15 protein-coding genes are annotated in these 17542 nt (G+C 61.4%); 7 read left to right on the forward strand and 8 right to left on the reverse strand.

The window, feature by feature from the left end; all coding sequences use genetic code 11:
• Window positions 1-15 precede the first annotated feature (15 nt).
• Entirely contained in the window at window positions 16-270 is a 255-nt protein-coding gene (locus JF616_10040) for a hypothetical protein (GenBank protein ID MBW8888082.1), read from the reverse strand.
• Between the two features lie 241 nt (window positions 271-511).
• Between JF616_10040 and JF616_10045 the strand changes: the two genes are divergently transcribed.
• Both JF616_10045 and JF616_10050 read left to right on the forward strand, forming a co-directional pair.
• Complete coding sequence (locus tag JF616_10045; protein ID MBW8888083.1) at window positions 512-2536, forward strand: hypothetical protein; 2025 nt, start codon at window positions 512-514, stop codon at window positions 2534-2536.
• On the forward strand, window positions 2533-3687 hold the full coding sequence (locus JF616_10050; GenBank protein ID MBW8888084.1) for a hypothetical protein: 1155 nt from the start codon (window positions 2533-2535) through the stop codon (window positions 3685-3687). The genes JF616_10045 and JF616_10050 overlap by 4 nt, the downstream gene beginning before the upstream one ends.
• Before the next feature lie 52 nt (window positions 3688-3739).
• On the opposite strand, the gene JF616_10055 is transcribed toward JF616_10050, so the two are convergent.
• The 4 genes from JF616_10055 to JF616_10070 form a co-directional block, all read right to left on the reverse strand.
• A complete protein-coding gene (locus tag JF616_10055) occupies window positions 3740-4588 on the reverse strand; it encodes an inositol monophosphatase (GenBank protein MBW8888085.1) in 849 nt (282 codons plus the stop codon).
• A 30-nt stretch (window positions 4589-4618) separates the two neighbouring features.
• Window positions 4619-5671: an alpha/beta hydrolase gene (locus JF616_10060; protein ID MBW8888086.1), complete on the reverse strand. Its 1053-nt coding sequence runs from the start codon at window positions 5669-5671 to the stop codon at window positions 4619-4621.
• A 16-nt stretch (window positions 5672-5687) separates the two neighbouring features.
• On the reverse strand, window positions 5688-6083 hold the full coding sequence (locus tag JF616_10065) for a hypothetical protein (protein ID MBW8888087.1): 396 nt from the start codon (window positions 6081-6083) through the stop codon (window positions 5688-5690).
• A 135-nt stretch (window positions 6084-6218) separates the two neighbouring features.
• Complete coding sequence (locus JF616_10070) at window positions 6219-8198, reverse strand: fibro-slime domain-containing protein (protein ID MBW8888088.1); 1980 nt, start codon at window positions 8196-8198, stop codon at window positions 6219-6221.
• Between JF616_10070 and JF616_10075 the strand changes: the two genes are divergently transcribed.
• Complete coding sequence (locus tag JF616_10075) at window positions 8169-9518, forward strand: peptidylprolyl isomerase (GenBank protein ID MBW8888089.1); 1350 nt, start codon at window positions 8169-8171, stop codon at window positions 9516-9518. The genes JF616_10070 and JF616_10075 overlap by 30 nt on opposite strands.
• 238 nt (window positions 9519-9756) lie before the next feature.
• Here the strand turns inward: JF616_10075 and JF616_10080 are convergent, their stop codons facing one another.
• The gene (locus tag JF616_10080) at window positions 9757-10683 is read right to left on the reverse strand and encodes a hypothetical protein (protein MBW8888090.1); all 927 of its coding nucleotides are present in this window, start codon (window positions 10681-10683) and stop codon (window positions 9757-9759) included.
• Between the two features lie 564 nt (window positions 10684-11247).
• On the opposite strand from JF616_10080, the gene JF616_10085 reads away from it, so the two are divergent.
• Window positions 11248-11349 (forward strand): FKBP-type peptidyl-prolyl cis-trans isomerase, encoded by a 102-nt coding sequence (locus JF616_10085; GenBank protein MBW8888091.1) that lies wholly within the window; start codon window positions 11248-11250, stop codon window positions 11347-11349.
• Between the two features lie 64 nt (window positions 11350-11413).
• On the opposite strand, the gene JF616_10090 is transcribed toward JF616_10085, so the two are convergent.
• Window positions 11414-12481, reverse strand: coding sequence for a methyltransferase (locus tag JF616_10090; protein ID MBW8888092.1), 1068 nt, complete (start codon window positions 12479-12481; stop codon window positions 11414-11416).
• A 106-nt stretch (window positions 12482-12587) separates the two neighbouring features.
• The gene (locus tag JF616_10095; protein MBW8888093.1) at window positions 12588-13190 is read right to left on the reverse strand and encodes a Crp/Fnr family transcriptional regulator; all 603 of its coding nucleotides are present in this window, start codon (window positions 13188-13190) and stop codon (window positions 12588-12590) included.
• A 126-nt stretch (window positions 13191-13316) separates the two neighbouring features.
• Here JF616_10095 and JF616_10100 point away from each other — a divergent pair, with 126 nt between their 5' ends.
• From JF616_10100 to JF616_10110, 3 genes are all read left to right on the forward strand, one after another.
• Window positions 13317-14363 (forward strand): hypothetical protein, encoded by a 1047-nt coding sequence (locus JF616_10100; GenBank protein ID MBW8888094.1) that lies wholly within the window; start codon window positions 13317-13319, stop codon window positions 14361-14363.
• Window positions 14364-14403: 40 nt separating this feature from the next.
• Window positions 14404-15981, forward strand: a complete 1578-nt coding sequence (locus tag JF616_10105) for a hypothetical protein (protein ID MBW8888095.1) — start codon at window positions 14404-14406, stop codon at window positions 15979-15981.
• Window positions 15982-16188: 207 nt separating this feature from the next.
• Window positions 16189-17508 (forward strand): hypothetical protein, encoded by a 1320-nt coding sequence (locus tag JF616_10110; GenBank protein ID MBW8888096.1) that lies wholly within the window; start codon window positions 16189-16191, stop codon window positions 17506-17508.
• The last annotated feature ends 34 nt before the right edge of the window (window positions 17509-17542 follow it).

Raw genomic sequence — 17542 nt, forward strand, 5'->3', positions numbered from 1 at the left:
CAAGCTCGGCGGCGCTTAAGCGCGCCGTGCGGCGTCGGAAAAGGCCTGTGTGGGGATACGGCCGGCCCGCAAGGATCCCGGAACGCCGGCGATATAGGCGCGGACGCGCCTCTTGACGGGGGTGCAACCTTTCCGCGGGGGAGGCGGAAGCAGCTTCATCGTGAATTGATTGTCCCCGAACTTCCGGTTCTCCCGGCTCATGAAAAGGGATAAGCCCAACAGGAAGAGGACGAAGCCGGACAGGAATGCGGTGACTGCGTAGGTGAGCACGATTCGAGTATAGCACCCGGCATTCCGGGTCGTCCATCGCTCCGTACCGGCCGGTACAGGACCGGTCCATGGCCCTGGCATCGCGGCGGGGCATGCCGCAAGCTCCCCAAGCGCATGGGGCCGCGGGCCCCTATTCGCCTTTAGATTCCTAATCGTTTTTGGGGAACTGGAGGGTATCTTTCCCCGTATCCGGCGATTCGAGGACGCGCCGGATCCTTTATGGAACCTTGAGGAGGAGAACGTGCCCCCATATCGCGGATGGCCTTCCGCCTTAGCGGTACTTTCCATCGCCACCCTGGCGTTGGGCGTGCTGTTGGCGGGATGCAATCTCTTTTCGCCCCTGGCCTCCGATAGCCGCGGCGATCTCACCTATGAAGGGCTTTTGCTCAAGGGCGACAAGGCCATCAACGATGGCGATTTTCCGGCCGCGGAAGGTTGGTTCGCGCGCGCCATGCAGCTCAACTACCGCGGGTCGGAAGCCTACCTGTTCGATGCCAAGGCCTTGGCCGCCGAGTATAAGATCGATTACACCACCCTGAACAACGAGTTCAACAAACGCCGCAACCAGGACGGGAACGGCGCGAAGGGAATCCCCTTCATCGACTCCGGGACCAGCATCGAGAAGATCGACAGCACCTACTATCCGGTGGCGCAATCGGTGGAGAACCTGGAACACATCCTGCGGCACGCCCGCGACACCGTGGTCATCCCGGGAGGATGGAAACTGCTTCCCGACGGGGACACCGCCGGCGACGGGCACGTCTCCGAAGGCGTCGCCCGGCTGGACCTGGGGCTGTTGGAAACCATCAAAGGCATGCTCGGCGCGCTGGACCTGGACGGCGATAACCATGTCTCCCGCGATTGCGGACGCAATATCTGCCCGGACGACGGCTCCGCGGAGGCCTGCCGGGCCACATCGGCTTATAAGGCGAAATGCCCCGAAGGGCCCGCCAGCGAGCTGAACCGCTTCGAACGCTTCAAGCTGCTCACCCAGAACATCAATATCGACAGCCTGACCAGCAATGACGTCCAGGCCAAGCAGATCTCCAGCAACCCGAACGACATCAACGATTTCCTGGACCACATGCAGGGGCCCATCGCGGCCTCCAGCTACAACCTGGACTCGGTCACCGGCGCCATGAACGCGCATAACGAGACCAAGCTGAGCGGACAGCTGACCAGCATCGTCACCGACGTCTCCAACCTGAGCGATTTCCTTTCCTTCATGCGATACAATGATCACAAGGATAACGACTTCGACACCCAGGATACGACCCGCACCGAACCCATGGTTTGGCACGACTACGACCGGGACCATGGCATCCGCTTCGATTACGACGACACCCTCACCTTCCTCAAGTACATGAATTCGCCCAACAACTACGATGCGGCCAACATCGGGCATCCGCTGCATCGCTACCACTATCCAGACTTGTACGTGAAGTTCACCGATCCGGAATGGCTCAAACGGCCGGTCGCCTTCGACACCTCCAAGAATTCCCGCAGGTCCATCATGATCCACCATTGCATCGACGTGGCATCTAAATTGGTCATAGACGATGCGCTCAAGCTCCACTTGCAGACCGTCACCTGCTCCACCTATACCACCATCCTCAAGCCCACGGTAACGCCGCCTAAGCGTAACGGGGTGGTGCGCAGCGATTGGCAAAGCGGGACCTACGGCATCGACGAAGAGATGTTCGATGATCACGACAACGATTACGACGGCTTGAAGGATGAGGACGCCCGCAACGCGAAGGGCATGGACGACGACGACGACGGCAATCTGACCGTGGACATGATCGGCACCTCGCCGCCGCCCATGGTCTGGCACGATGTCGCCGGGCATCAGAACGATTGCCCCGACATGGACACCCTGCGGGCCATGCCGCCGCCGCCTTTCCAACGCAAGTTCTGCATCGGTTCCTTGGAAAACCGCATCTACCTGGCCCAGCATTATGGCGACGATTCCCTCTTGGCCTACTACTCCCCGGTCCTGAACGTCGGGGAATCGGGCAAGCACAGTTGCCTCGATGATGTCGATAGGCTCCCCGCCGACTATAAAGCCGCGGCGGCGCAAGAACCCGATAGCAAGATGGATTTCAAGGATGCCACCATAAAAGCTTGTCAGTATAAGCATATCTGGAAATCGGGCATCCCTCCCCCCAACTCGGAATGGACCTCCGGCACCTTCGGGGTGGACGAGGAGATCTTCGACGGGATCGATAACGACGGCGACGGCTGGATCGACGAGGACGTAAGATGAGCGCCCGCGCGACTTCGGGCCCGCGCGCCCTCGCCCGCTTCGCCGTCCCGGCCGTCCTGGCCGCCTTCACGCTCCTGCCCCACCCGGTCATGGCGGAGTCCGGGCCCCAGTTCCGCGATCTCGAGTCGCAGGCCATGGGCCGTTCCGGGGTAGCCTCCTCCCACGGAGCCTCCGCCCTCTTCCTCAACCCCGCCGCGTTGGGCCGGGCCACCGGAGGGGATTTCGGAGTCTCCGCGGACATGGGCGTCAACGGCGTGCTGCTCGACTACGCCCAATGGGCCAAGGACAATTCCCAGAACCTGAACAACTTCGATTCCCTCTTGGCCCATATAGGCCCCATCGACGATAAGTGGGCCCCCTTTTCCAATTCCATGATCGTCTACGGGAATTGGCAGGGGGTGGGCATGGCCGCCCTGTTGGATACCCGCTACGATCTCACCGTGGCCAAGGCCGTCGTCACTCCCGTGCTCGGGATCGGCGCCTTGTCGGACGTCGTGCTTACCGCGGGCCGCGGCTTCGCCGTCGACGATGGCTACCGCTTCGGCGTCGCCTTGAAGTATATGTACCGGCTGCGTTACGATGATCGCCTGGTGGGGCCGGGCGACGAGGATTTCTACACGGCCAAGCATCGGTTGGAGAGGAAAACCTCCGGGATATTCGGCGAGATCGCCAAGATCCAGGTGGCCGGCGACATCGCCCAGACCGAGCAGGGCGCCGGCCTCAATCTGGGCGCCGAGAAGGACATCGATAAGGCCTGGACGGCGGGCCTCTCGCTGCTGGATTTCCCCACCGTGCTCGATCAAAGCTTCGTCCGCCCGGATGTCGATCTGGGATTATCCTGGCATCCCGGAGTCAACTGGGTGCCCGACCTGGGGAACCACTTGGTGGTGAACCTGGATTGGCAGCATTTCCTCATCCCCGGCACGCCCTGGTTCAAGCAGCTCAAGCTCGGGGCCGCCTATGAGGGCTGGATGAACGGCCGGCAGGTGGCCTATATCGGGATGGGCCTCAACGACGGCTATCCCACCTTCGGGGTCCGCGTGGGCTACATCGTCTACCTGAGCTACGTGTATACCGCCGAAGAGATCGGCACCTATCCCGGGCAGGACAAGCTCAGCTTCCACAAACTCGTTTTGCAAGCGGAGTATTAAGGGCCCATTCGTTAAGGTCCCCCACTTCAGGGCCCCGCGGAACGGGCCCGGCTCATTCCCGCGCGCGCGCCAGCTTATCCAATATCAAGGAATGCACCATCCGGTTCGAGGCCACGATGCCCTGCCTCAAGACCGGATCCTGGCTGCGGAAATCCAAGCGCCGGCCGTCCAGGTCGGTCAGCCAGCCGCCGGCCTCTTCCAGGATCAACTGCGGGGCGGCCAAATCCCATAGGCACATGGGATTCTGGCGCGGCGAGACGAAAGCGGTGTAGGCGCCGCGCGCCACTTCGTTGATCTTGAGGGAACCGTTCATGCGATGGTAATGCGGATTGCCCAGCACCCGCATCAAATCGGAGAGCCCCGGGGATTGCCGACCATGCGAGGTGATGAGGCTCAGGCGGGTCTCGGCATTCACCTTTACCGGCAGCACTTCCAAGGGCGCATCGACGGCCAGGAACCCCCGGAACGCCCCCTCGCCCTCGGCGGCGAAATAGATCTCCCCCAGTTCGGGCTTGTAGGTCATGCCGACCACCGGCTTCCCGTCCACGGCCAGGGCCAGGATCACGCCGTAGTGCTGCCCGTTCCGGATGAAGCTGGAAGTCGAATCGAGAGGATCCAAGATCCAACAGCGATGGGCCTCGTGCCAGGGGGCTTCCTTGGGATTGAGGTGCCAGGTTTCCTCGTTGAGGATGGCATCGCCGGGGAAGGCGGCGGCGATCTCGCCGTCCAGATAGGCGGCGCACTGGTGATCGACGTTGGTGACGATGGAGTTATCGGCCTTGTAGGTGACTTCGGTGCCGGCGGCCCGGCCCGCCAGGAGGATATCGCCCGCCGCCTGGATGATGCGGTACATGAAATCGAATTCGGCGGCATGCCGAGAACCGGTGAAGACCTGCTGCATCCGGGAATAAAGTAAGAAACGGGAGGGACGTTAAGGGCGTCGGCCGAGGGCGTCGGAGGCCTCGCCGTCGGGGGCTTCGAAAAGAAAATCGGGCCGGCGGGAAACCGCATCGGCACGCATCGTTCCGGATCGCATCGCGGGAGGGGTGAGGGAGGTGCTCTTGGCCGTGAAGAATCCCTGCTTGTCCATCCACTTCAAGCTGGAATCGCACCAGGTATGCAGGACCGAATCGTTGGGCGCGCCTTGCTGGCCGTCGGCCATTCCGAAGCCATGGCCGCCATGATCGAATTTCATGAAGGAGGCGGGGATATGGTGCTTCTGCAGGGAGTCGTAATACGATTGCGGATTCTTGATGGGCACCGCCCCATCGTCGATGGCGTGGAAAAGGAACGCCGGCGGGGTCTTGTCGTTGACCTGCTTTTCGCTGGACAAGGAATCGATCATGGCTTGGCTGTTATTGGGGCCCAGCAGGTTATCGCGCGATTGCAAATGGGTGAAGGAAGATTGCATGGTGATGACCGGATAGCCGAGGATGGAAACCGCGGGGCGGCAGGGATGGCGGTCGACGCTATCGGCGGCGGAAGGATTGCCATTGTCGTAATGGGTAGACACGGTGGAGGCCAAATGCCCGCCCGCGGAAAACCCGAGGACGCCGATACGGGAGGTATCGATGCCATACTCGGCCGCGTGGGCGTGGACCCAGCGGACCGCGCGCTGACCGTCCCACATCTCGACGGGATGATGGTACCCGTTCGATCCCAAGCGGTATTTCACCACGAAACCGGATACGCCTTTACTCGCGAGCCATTGGGCGGGAGTGTTGCCTTCGTAGGTGCTCGAAAGGCTTACGTAGGCCCCGCCGGGAAAGATTACCATGGCGGCGCCGTTCGGCTTGGACGCGGGAAAGGGCGTGATGCTCGGCTTACCGGTGGAGGCCGTGCCGGTAGAGAGGGTGCCGTTCGCGAGGGGGGCCCCCTTGGGCCATAAAAGGATTTCCTGCTGCGCCAGCGTGGCCATGGCCAGCATGGCCCAGAACGTTCCGATGGCAGGCAAACGCCTGGCCGAACCACTAATAGCGAACATGCTTAATTCCGCAGGATCAGCGCGTGAACTTCCAGGCCACCGCCAGGATGGCCCCCACGACGGCAATCAGCAGGAGGGCCTTGAGCGCCATCGGCATGCCGGACTTGGTTTCTTCGGACAACCACTCCGGGGACAAGGCCGGCATGGCGGCATCGGTGGAGGCATCCAAGGGGGCGTCGGCGCCGAAAGCGCCTGCGACTTCCTTGGGATAGGCCGAGGTGGCCATGCTGTCGGAGCGGACTTCGGCGGATGCGTGGGCCGCGTCCATATCTTCGATGCCACGCCGGCGATACTCGGCGAGGATCAAATCCACCGCCACCTGGGGCCCGTGTTCCCGGCCCGTAGAAAGCATTTGCCGCAGCTTGGCGTCCGAGACGGTTCCCAGCTTGGCTTCGAATTCGGATACTTTCATCGAACCCTTTCATGCGGACGCAGGCGCAATTCCCGCCCTCGCGGCCGCCGACCCCCGGGAGGGATCGACCGGGCTATAGTTTAGCAAACCTGCTACGGCGCTTGCAAAGGGTTCCGGGAAAAGCGGTTAAGCCGCTTAGGGCAGACCCAGGCCGCGCAGGCCGGCGTCCCGCACGAAACCGAAGCGCGCCACCTTCACCTGGCTTCCCCTTTCCACGTAATCGCGCGGATCGAGCCCATATTCGAAATCCGCCCTCAGGATGTAGGCGCCGGTCGAGATGCGATGGCCGTCCTGGGAGATGGGGACCCATCCCAGGCGTAGCAGATAGGCGCGCGTAGCGGGGTCACGCGCGAGTTTCCCCGATTGCAAATCGTCCCGGGTCACTTCCACCTGGGAGCGGTTGACGAACTGGCCCAGATTGTCGTACACGTCCAGCTTCACGATGGCGGGATGGGAAAGCTTGAAGGTGAAAACGGCCAAACCGGGATTGGCATCGCCATAGCGGGTGCTGATCCAATCTTCCGCCGTCGCGGGATGCAGGGCGGCGTAATCCTTGGCCACCCCCGCCGACTGGGAACTGGTGAGTAGCACGAAGGGATCGCGGACCTGGGACGGATTGGGGCCGGGTACCATTTTCCCGCCCGCCTCCGCGCGCAAGTCCCCGATGGTAACGCCCGGGAGCTTGGCATCGATGACGCGCCAGGGATTGGCGGGATGCGAAGAATTGCCCGCCGCATCCGTCACCTGGGTGACGCCGGCGATGGCGGTCTTCCAGCCTATCCCGGGCACGTTGGGGGATCCCGGGGCGATGGTGAAGCTCCACGAGACGGAGCGGCCGCCTACCAGGGAATCGGGCGTGGCATCGATCAGATCCACTTGCTTCTCGACGCCGTTCTGATCCATGAACTTGAGCACGCTAGGCGCGGCCACCGCCACCGGTTCTGTGAAGCGGATGCGTATCAGGGGCTTGGGGACCTGGCTCAACGCGGTGTCGAGGATGATCTTCCAAGCCTTATCGATCACCGCCCCCACGCGATCATGCAGGGGGAAATCCCCCGCCAAGAGGCCCGTCGCCGGCTCGGCGAAGGCCTTACCGCGGTTGGCCGGATCCTTCTCGTCCCAGCCCGTCACCGCTTTGGTGAAGAGTTGCGAATGCGACGTGATCAGCGTCTTGGCTTGATCCAGGCCGATGTCCCAGCCCCCGCGAGCGGCCTCGCCCGCCAGATCCAGTTCGAAAGCGGTTGGCGTCTTGTCAGGCACGCTGTCCAGGGCGATCTCCGCCTTGTCGGCGATGCCGTCCCCGTCGCGATCGTACAGCCATCCTTCGACCGCCTTCACCGGCTTGGGCGGGACGGGAGGATCCGGTTTGTTCGGCGGTTCCAGTTCCAGCGAGGTGGTGATGGTGAGGCGCGATGAGATGATGCGCCTTTCCGCGAAGTAGAAGTCGAGGAAGTAGGACTTGCCGTCCGTGAGTCCCAGATTGTCCAGATCGACCGCCGCGTACTCGGCGTTGTGGATGCCGCCCAGGTCGATCACGAGCTTGTCGTTGATGAACACCCACACGTCGTCGTCCCCGCGGAAATCGAAGCGCTGGCCCGTGCCCTTGTGGTAGCTGAACTTCGCGTGCAGCTCGAGGGTGAAGCCGAAATTGTGGGAGGCCAGGTCCACGCCGTCCTTGAGGCCGGTCTGCCGATTGCCGAAGGTGGTGGTCACCGAGGGCACCTGGGGGCGCAAGGCGCCCAGCAGATTGCTATCGAGCGGGAAGAAGGCGGAGCTGTCGAAGGTGTACACCGAACCGTTCTTCTTGAAGGTCATGTCGAGGAAGAAGGCGCGATTGATGTCCGGGGTGCGCGTGGTATACCATTCGTTGAAGCGGCTGCGGAAGCAGTTGGGCGGGGCATCGAATCCCGCCTTGAGCCCGGGGCCCACCGAATCCCGATCCGCGTGGATGAAGCCGGGAAGCTTGTCCGGATTGGGGTCGGAAGCGACGGGCGCGTTCTGCACCGCGCCCTGGGCCGCCGACGGCTTGTCGAAGCAGCCCCAGTTCTCATGGCCGCTGGTGTCCTGGTTGGGGTTGAAATCGGGATGCCCCCCCGTGGCCTGCCCTTCTTGCAACTCCGCGAAATCCCGCACCACCCCGGTCAGGGTAAGCGCATCCTGCCCCCAAGCCGCCGCGACCATCAGAACGGCCGTCATGAAAGCCCGCCCACCGAATCCAGTCCTCATCCTCTTCCCCTATTCCGTCCGGCCGAAGTTGCTAATTTCACCGCTCATACGTCCCGGATCCGCCATCGGAATCCGGGCCATGCAAAGGAGCATCCCTTGGCCATTGGCAAATCCAGAATCCCCTTGGCGGCGTTACCGCTCGTCTTCGCAGTTTGCGTTCCGGGCCTATCAACTGGCGCAGGTTCCGCGGGAACCCCCTCGTCCGAAGCCGCGCCCGCCAGCGACACGGCCCATACCGCGGCCGTAGCCAAGGCCGCCCCCGAATCGAAGGGTCCCTTGGCTCCCGGCCTCTATGCCGCGATTTTCACGGCGAAGGGAAAAATAACTACACAGTTGGAGCCGGAGAAAGCCCCTCTGACGGTAATCAACTTCGTCGCCCTCGCCGAAGGCGCCAAGTCGACCAATAAACCCGCGGGAACGCGTTTTTACGATGGATTGACCTTCCATCGGGTCGTCCCTAATTTCATGATTCAAGGCGGCGACCCCGATGGGAACGGCTCCGGCGGGCCCGGGTACCAGTTCGCCGACGAGTTCGACCCCTCCTTGAGGTTCGATCGCCCGGGCATCCTGGCCATGGCCAACGCGGGTCCCGGCACCAACGGCAGCCAATTCTTCATCACCCACGTGCCCACCCCCCACCTCAACGATCACCACACCATTTTCGGCCACGTGGTGGAAGGCCAGGACGTGGTGAACGCGGTGGTGGTCGGCACCGTCATCGATAGCATCCGCATCATTCGCGAAGGCGCGAAGGCGAAGAAGTTCAAGGCCGATGAAGCGGCCTTCCAGGCGCTGGAGAAAAAGACGGCCGCCCTGAACGAGGCCAAGAAGAAGAAGGCCGTGGCGGGAGACGAGGCCTTGCGGAAGAAGGCAATCAAAACCCCTTCGGGCCTCATGTACGTCGTGACCCGCCCCGGGGCCGGTCCCAAGCCCGCTCCGGGCGCCAAGGTAAAGGTCCACTATGCCGGCCGCCTCACCGATGGTACCGAGTTCGACAACAGCTACACGCGCGGGCAACCCATCGAAATCCAAATCGGCTCGGGCATGGTCATTCCCGGCTGGGACGAAGGCATCATGATGATGCAGAAGGGCGAGAAGCGGACCCTGTTCATCCCGGGCGAACTCGGCTACGGCCCCCAAGGCTATCCGCCCCGGATTCCCCCGAACGCAACCCTCGTGTTCGACGTGGAGTTGGTCGACTTCCAATAAGCTCGGAAGGTGCGATATCGGCTGACGCCCGCGCGGACGCGGGCGTCAGCCCGCAGAGTTCGCGCCATGGCGAAGCGGCTTTTCAGGGCTGGCCTGCTACGCGAGGACAGGCGCGAAGTGGAGAGGGCCGACTCCCGGAGCGCTCGCCCGCAGCGTAAAGCGAAAGCCCATTTCAGAGCAAGCAGGGCTCACCAGAGCAGATTAAGGAATTAATCCAAGGGTGCGTTTGGTTCGGAAATTAGAGCTTCGTCCTTTGTTTTTTTTGCTTTGATTCGTACTCCGCGCGTGCTTTATATGCTACAGCATTCTCGATGAGCAATACGCCCCAGGCCTGCTCATCGTCCTGCTTCTGATCGAGAACGAATTGCACGTGCAGGTCATTGGATTTCCACTCCATTTCAGGGGCTGTCCATGCTTTACCATATGTGTTCCGGAACGAAGTCTTTATTTCCCGGGTGGGAGGACCGAACTTCTCGACGAGGTCCTCGCGGAAATTTGCATCTCTTGCCGATGCTCGCACTTGAACCGCAACGAGCATGGAATTCCAAATCTGACCCACCATCGGGGTGGCCGACGCGACCCAGTCCGGAACGGAAACTCCGACGAGTTTTACCGCGTCGCCGAGCAAATCCGGCTGCCATGCGCCCGCCGCGGCCGCTAGGCTCCCGAATAACATATTGGAAAAATCATCGCCTTCGCTGGAGTTTTTATTTCGCATCTCCTGGAAGCAAAGTCCCGAGCTCTGATTTGCGCAATTCGGCATCTGCTCGATAAGTTGGCCCCCTAGGACCAGGCCAAACACCTTGGGCAAATCGCGTTTGGCCTGTTCTGCCTCCATAACAAGGCGCGTTAGTGACTCGTGGAATTGGGGCGAATTGCGGTAGAATTCCACCGAAGCAGGGGTTAAGAACCGTGATAAAACCTCAATGCGGAACTTTTCGTCGTCCACATATCGTCCCGCAGGCGAGGAAGATGGTTCCTTCCAAACCTTCATCCCGCCGCCGTACTCCATCCAGTAATACCAAGCCTGATCTCCGTACGCAGGGATCCGTCCGCAGCGAGAATAGAGGTAATGTTTCATCACGCCGAGCGCAGCCAATAGGTGGACCGCTTGATCCGGAGCTGCTTCCGCAGCGTAAGCCGCCGCGATGGTTTCCTTCTTCATGGGAAGCTCTTTGATCCAAGGAAGCGGGGTTATAACTCTCTTCTGATTGTCAGCAGTCGAGCCCGTGTTCCCTTGGTTAGCTTCCGTTTTGACCTGCTGTTTTGGTTCAGCTAAAGCCGACCGCGGAACCGAGAGGAACGTCAATGTGGCTAGTCCAGCCGCGAACCGAATTCTGACAATTGTATTCATCAAGTTCGAGGTCTCCTAGACCGCCCTGGGGTTGATCCTCAGCCGGGTAGCCTTTTTACGGGAAAGCAACCGAATTAGCAAAGTGAGCACATGAAAAAGCGTAAGTATTTTGAAGATTTTTTCCAAACTCGCCGGTACCGCCAAACGTCGATCCGCAATAAAAAATGGTCAGGGTGGAGGTTCGATCGGGGACCGGAAAAACTTGCCGACTGTGTGTTCGAAAACCAATTCCAGCATTTATCGTCGTCCGGAGACTAACAGCGCGGGCTTTAATAAGTATTCAATATTCGACTATTTAAATTTTACATCTCCGCAGCGCACGATGCGCTGCGGCTCGTATATCCGCACCCCCCATAGAACACAACGGGCGCGAAGGTGAAAGTCCATTACGCGGGCCGCCTCACCGACGGCACCGAGTTCGACAGCAGCTACGAGCGCGGGGAACCGATCGAATTCCAATTTGCACGGGCATGGTGAAACCCGATCGCCCGGCGCAGCGCTCGCAGCGCCGGGCGCCCCTCCCCTTTTTTCCGGATCGGGTTCAGCGGAAGGCGATGGCCGCGCTGGTAGGCCCGGCCAAAGGCATCCACTCCGTACGGGAGAACCCCGCTTGATGCGCCAGGCGGTCGAAATCGTTGAAGGTGAAATCCGCTCCGGCCTTGGTCTCGATCAGCATGTTGAGGGACATCAGCAAACCGAAGGCGTTCACGCTGCGGTCGTTGTCGATGATGTTCTCGACGCAGATGAAGGCGCCGCCCTTGGGCAGGGCTTCATACGCCTTCCGCATCAGCGTCAGCTTTTCCTGGTCGCCCCAGTCGTGGAGGATGTTGCCCATGGCGATCACATCGCTCTTGGGAAGCGCTTGCTTGAAGAAATCCCCGGCGGCGGTCTTCACCCGGGAGGACAGGTTGCGCTTGGCGATATGGGCCTGCGCGATGGGTTCCACGGCGGGCAAATCGAAACTGGTGCAATGCAGGGAAGGATTGTTCATCGCGACGGCGATGGAAAGCGAGCCGTTGGCGCCGCCCACATCGCAAAAAGTGGCGTAACCGGAAAAATCGAATTTGCCGGCCAGGGCCATGAAGGCGCCCATCTGGATTCCGGACATGGCCTGCAGGAACTCCTGCAAGGCTTCCGGATTGGCGTATACCGCATCGAATATGTTCCCGCTTACGGAGGGATCCTTCACTTCATTCTGAGGCAAGCCCGTCTTGAGACCCGTTTCCAAGTCGCCCCAAAACCGGTACAGCCGGTTGTTGGACATCTCCAGGACTCCGCCCAGGTAGGCGGGCTTGTTCTTGTCCAGGAAGAAATCGGAATCCGGTGCGTTGGCGTAGACGCCTTCCGCGCCGATCCCCTCCCGCTTCAGGAAACCCAAGGCGACCAGCGCGTCCAGGAAATCCAGGTAAGCCCGGGGGTGCAGCCCCAGGGTTTGGCGGATCGCCTCCCCCGTCAGGGGTTTGCGCGCGAGCAAGGTGAACAATTTCAGGTTTACGGCGGTAAGCACGGTCTTGGATGCCCAGAACCCCATGCCGATTTTCAGGATGTGCTCGGGATTGGGGTGATGGGCGGGGGCTTGGGCCGGGGCGGATTGGGTCAAGGTTTCCATGTCGATTCCTCCATTCACGTTCGTGGCGTTACGAATCGTACAGGAAAGGTACGCCTCCGCGTGGCGGATTCCCTTGACTCGGGTTAGGATCGCTCCTTGACTTGGGTTAAGATTTTTCGGGGTTTCCCGCCAGGCGCCTCCGGATGCGGCTGAGGGACTCCGGTTCGATGCCGAGATAGGATGCGATATAATGCAACGGGATGCGTTGGAACAGGCCGGGCTGCTCTTTGAACAACAAGAGATACCTGTCCTCGGGCGATCCGGTTTTGGAGATGGACATCCGTTTCAGCGTCGCGAAATGGTTACGCTGGATTTTTTCATCATGGAATTGCCCGTACTTGGGGAAAGCCTCCTTAACGCGCGCGAACTCTTCCAACGGCAGGGTCAGCAACTCCGAGTCTTCCAGGGCCTGGACATAGTAGATGGTCGGCTTCTGGAAAAGGAAACTTTCCAAATCGCCTACCCACCAGTCTTCCGTGGCGAAGTTGACGATGCTTTCCTTGCCTTGGTCATTGATGACGTACCTGCGAAAACATCCCTTGTTGACATAGGCCTTCGCGCGGCAGATTTCCCCGGCCTGGAGGAAATGATCCTTTTTCCGGACGCACCGGCTTTGCCAGTACCCCAGGAAAGCATCGATCTCCCCTTCGCTTAAGCCTACCTTATCGCGCAAGAGATCCACGAAGCGCGTATCGGGCCGGATTGCCATGTCGTAAAACTAACACCTGTTCCGGTGGAACTTGCCTTCCCTCCCCGCAAAGCCGTAATTATAAAGGTCGCCGTCGCGCCGGCGCGCTTAATCTGACCCGCAATCACGAAACCAAGCAGGTCCCCCATGCTTACCAGGGAATCCGCCATCCCGCGCCTCGGCCTCAAGGCCGGCGAATGGGTCATCGTCCGCCCAAAGGAAGAAATCCTCGCCACCCTCGATTCGCGCTCGCGACTGGAAGGCATGCCCTTCCAACCAGAAATGCTGGTCTATTGCGGCCGGCGGTTCCGGGTGGGGAAGGTCGCGCACAAGACCTGCGATACCGTGAACAAGACAGGCAGCCGACGGGTCGCCAATGCCGTCCACCTGGAAGGGATCCGCTGCGACGGGGGGGCGCACGGAGGCTGCCAGGCAGGATGCCTGCTATTCTGGAAGGAAGCCTGGTTGAAAAGGGCCGACGGGCCGGCCCGGACGATTCCTATGCGCCGTCCGGCCGTGGAGGCTAAATCCGCCCCCTGCGCGGAGGCGACCGTATGGGCTTCCGCGGTCGCGCCCGGATCCCAGCCCGCCGATGCCAACACCATCTGGGTCTGCCAGGCCACGGCCCTCCCCGAAATGACCCGGCCCTTGCGATGGTGGGACATCCGGCAATACTTGATGGATGTCTGGACGCGGAACCATTCCCCCGGAAGAGTCCTCAAGATGCTCGCTTTCGGGACCTTCCGGAACCTGCTTCGCTTAAGATCAATGCAAGGCTTTCTGTTGCGCGCCTACGATGGCTTCCAACGCATCCGGGGCGGAAGGCCGTATCCCCATGCCAAGGGGACCATCCCGCTCGATCGCGCCACGCCCCATCAAGAGTTGGGCCTCAAGGCCGGGGACACGGTCCGGGTGAAATCCCCGGAGGAGATCCGGGCGACACTCAACGTGCAAGGCCGCAATCGCGGCATGTGGTTCGATCAGGAGATGGTGAAGTATTGCGGCAACCGTTACACCGTGGAAATGCGCGTGGAACGCCTCATCGACGAAACCACCGGGAAGATGCTGGCCATGAAATACCCGTGCATCCAGCTGAAAGGGGTGACCTGCGCGGGGGAGTGCACGGCGGATCGCCTGGGTTGCCCGCGCGGGATCAACGCCTATTGGCGGGAAATCTGGCTCCAGCGCGCTTAGAATCCGTTTTCGCCCTCGCGCATTTTTTAAATATTACCCCATGCCCAAAAAGCTCTGCTTCCGCCTCGCGCTCGCATGCGCGGTTTTCCTCGCCTGCGCCTCCGCCGCCCGCGCCAACGCCCTGAAGGATCATCTCTCCGTGTTCTTCGAGATGGAACCCAGCGATTCGGTCGTGGCCCTGGAACAACTCTCCGCCACCACCCTTAAGATTACCGTAGCCGATCCGGCCACCGGCCAAACGCGCGCCTTGAAAGAAGAGATCGGCTCCAAGCCGATGCAAAAGCTTTTGACCGAAGCCAACGATCTCGGCCTCAAGACCATCCACTGGTCCTCTGCAGATGAATCCGCCCTGCCGCCCGTCCAGGGAACCGGGGGGGCCGGGAAATCCTCCGCCTCCGATCCGCTGTCGACTACCGGCCCCGCCGCTTCGGCCCATCCCGCGGCCGATAGCGGATCGTCACCGCGATCCCTTTCCGCCGAAGCCGACGCGGGACCGTCACCGGCCCAAGCCCGCAAGCCGGAACCGGGCTCGCGCCGCAGCTTGTCTTCGCAGCGCAAGAACCGCATGTATTACATCGGCAGCCAAACGCTCCTCAGCACCTACGTATACGGGCTTTCGGTGCCGCTCGCCTTCGACGTGCAAAGCACGCGGGCCAAGGTCGCCGCGCCCATGATCATCGCCCCCTTCGCCTTCGGAACGCATTTCTGGTTCGCCAAGAACCGCCCCTTCGAGGACGCCCATGCCAAGGGCACCTCGTACTTGTCCCTCGCGTCCCTATACGCGTCGCACGCCCTGCCCTTCGCGCTCATGTCCTGGGACGATGCGGAGGCCGCCTGGAAGGTGGCCGCCACCGCCACCCTGTTCACCTATCCCTTGGGCATCTACGGCGGGTACATGCTGGGCGATGCGCATGTCGATCAACCCGGCCGCATCGATATCGAATCCAAGTTCGCCCTCGGTTTCGGCCTGCTGGGTTTCTTCTCGCCCTTCATCTATTACGAAAAGGTGAATGAGCGTACGCAAGAGCCCATCATCCGCTTGGGGTTGGGGCAGGCGGTGGCGCTGGCGACTGCCGGGCATTTCCTGGCCGATCAATATCGCAGCGGGGAGAACATCCCGGACGGGGTGAACACCGGCATTCTCGATCATACCGCCTTGGGCGGAACGCTGGGCCTGGAAATCGCCGCCCTCTCCGATGCCGGCTCGGTGCGGCCCTGGTTCGGAGCGGCCTTACTGGGCGGAACCTTAGGTTTCATGGAGGGCTTGTTCTACTACCGCGACAGTTACGACAGCAAGGAGCGCGGCCTTTACAACAGCCTCGGGGCCCTGGCGGGCACCATGGTGGGCGGCGGGATCGCCGTCCTCGTCTTCGATGGTGGGCAATCGGATTACGCCATGAAGGCGGGCATTACCTCATTACTGGTGGGAGGCGCCTGGGCCGGCTACTGGATCACCGACATCCTGACCATGGGAATGGAGGACCGCGGGGCGGCGAGGCCGGCGAAATGGACCGATCGCCTGGCGCTGAATCCCTTTCCGCTGCCGGAGCCGGTGGTTCTGAACCACCATGTCTCGGATGTACGCTATCGGGTGCCGGGCGTGACCTTCACGTTCTGAGCCGGCTCCGCTGATAGGAACGCCGGCGCTTCCGACGAAATTAGGGAAAGGTTTTCCCCACTAGTTTATCCGGATCCCGCCGAACAATTGGCCTTCGGAACCCGTTAAAACAATCTATTATAAAGACCTACACCGATTTGAAACACCGGCAGACTGTCGTTTCGCCGGTTTCGGGAGAGGGATGCAGCAGATACCGGGTCGCGCCGCATGAAGCTGGTCGAGGTCATCCAGCCCGCTCCAGACGTAATCCGCCTGTTCCTCGAGCCTCGCATGCAGGCCGGGAACTTCGTTTTCGCCCTCTTGCAATCCCTCGGGCAAGAGAAGGCCCACAACTTCACTAATGTCAACAGCTACCTCGAGTCGTCCCTGGGCGATGCCCATCTGACCTTGGAGGCCATGGGATCTTTCCAAGGGCGCTTGGAACGATCCTCGCCGCAAGGGGCCAAACCCGGCTTCGAGCGCGTCCTGGCCGAAGAGTTCGTCGATCTCCGCTCGCGCGCCCAAGGCAGCCTGGTGGATTTGCATCGCGCCAAGATCAAGCTGAACGATCTCAAGGCCGCCTTGTGCCGGTTCATCATCCAATACGAATCGCCGAGCCGGTCCGTGGGACGGGTCTACCATTCCATCGAGGAATGGATGGACGCGGCGGCGTTGGCCGAGATGCGGCTGACGCGCAATCTCGCGCCCGAGTCCGATCGCAACCTGCAGAGGCTGCTGGCCCTCTTCATGACCTTCCGGTCCATCGTGTGCAGCTACGACGGCCCGTCCATGTACATCCGCCAGATCGAGAATTCGCTGGCCTCGGTGGACGCCATCTACGAGAAGATCCGCCTGGAGATGGAAGTCATGCGGGCCACGCGCACCCTGGTGGAGACGCGCCGCGAGTTGAGCACCGCCAAGAACGATCTCTCCAGCCTGCGGCATCAACTGGAGGAGACGCGGACCAAGGACGAGCAGCTGGCGCGCCTGGTGGCCTTGCAGGAGAAATCGTCCTTCCCCCAGATCCTCGTAATCGGGATGTGCCTGGTCATGCTCTCGGGGCTCACCGGATTCTGGCTCATCAAAGGCGCCCGGTCGGGCGGGAAAAGCGGCCAGTTGCTTTCGCAGCGGAGCTGCCAGGAAATCGAGCGGCAATTGGAAAAGTCGCCGCGGTACAAGAGCCAAGTCCTGATCTTCCGGAAGTTCGGCCGGGAAATCTTCTTCCGGGCCAGCGCCCCCACGTGCGAGAAGCTATACCGCCTCGACTCCCTCCAGATCCGCTCCTTGTCGGACGTGCTCCAAGCCGATTACGCGGCGGGGTCGCAGGGAGAGGCCAGCTACAATGGCCGGCGCGTATTGCAGGTGAAAGACGTGGGACAAAACAAATTGGTGGTGAAACTCCAGAACCGCACCGCCGCCAGCGTTCCCTTCAAATTGCAAGTGCTGGAAAAAGCCACCTTGCTGCGGGCCGTGCTGCAGCCCGACCCGGACGGCCGCGCGGAAGACTTGCTGATAGTGGATTTAGGCCGGCCCTTACCGGCGGAGTGAAGGGGTCGAGGCGGGCGCTTAGGAAAGCGGGCGC

Source organism: Fibrobacterota bacterium, assembly GCA_019509785.1.
Taxonomy (GTDB): Bacteria; Fibrobacterota; Fibrobacteria; order UBA11236; family UBA11236; genus Chersky-265.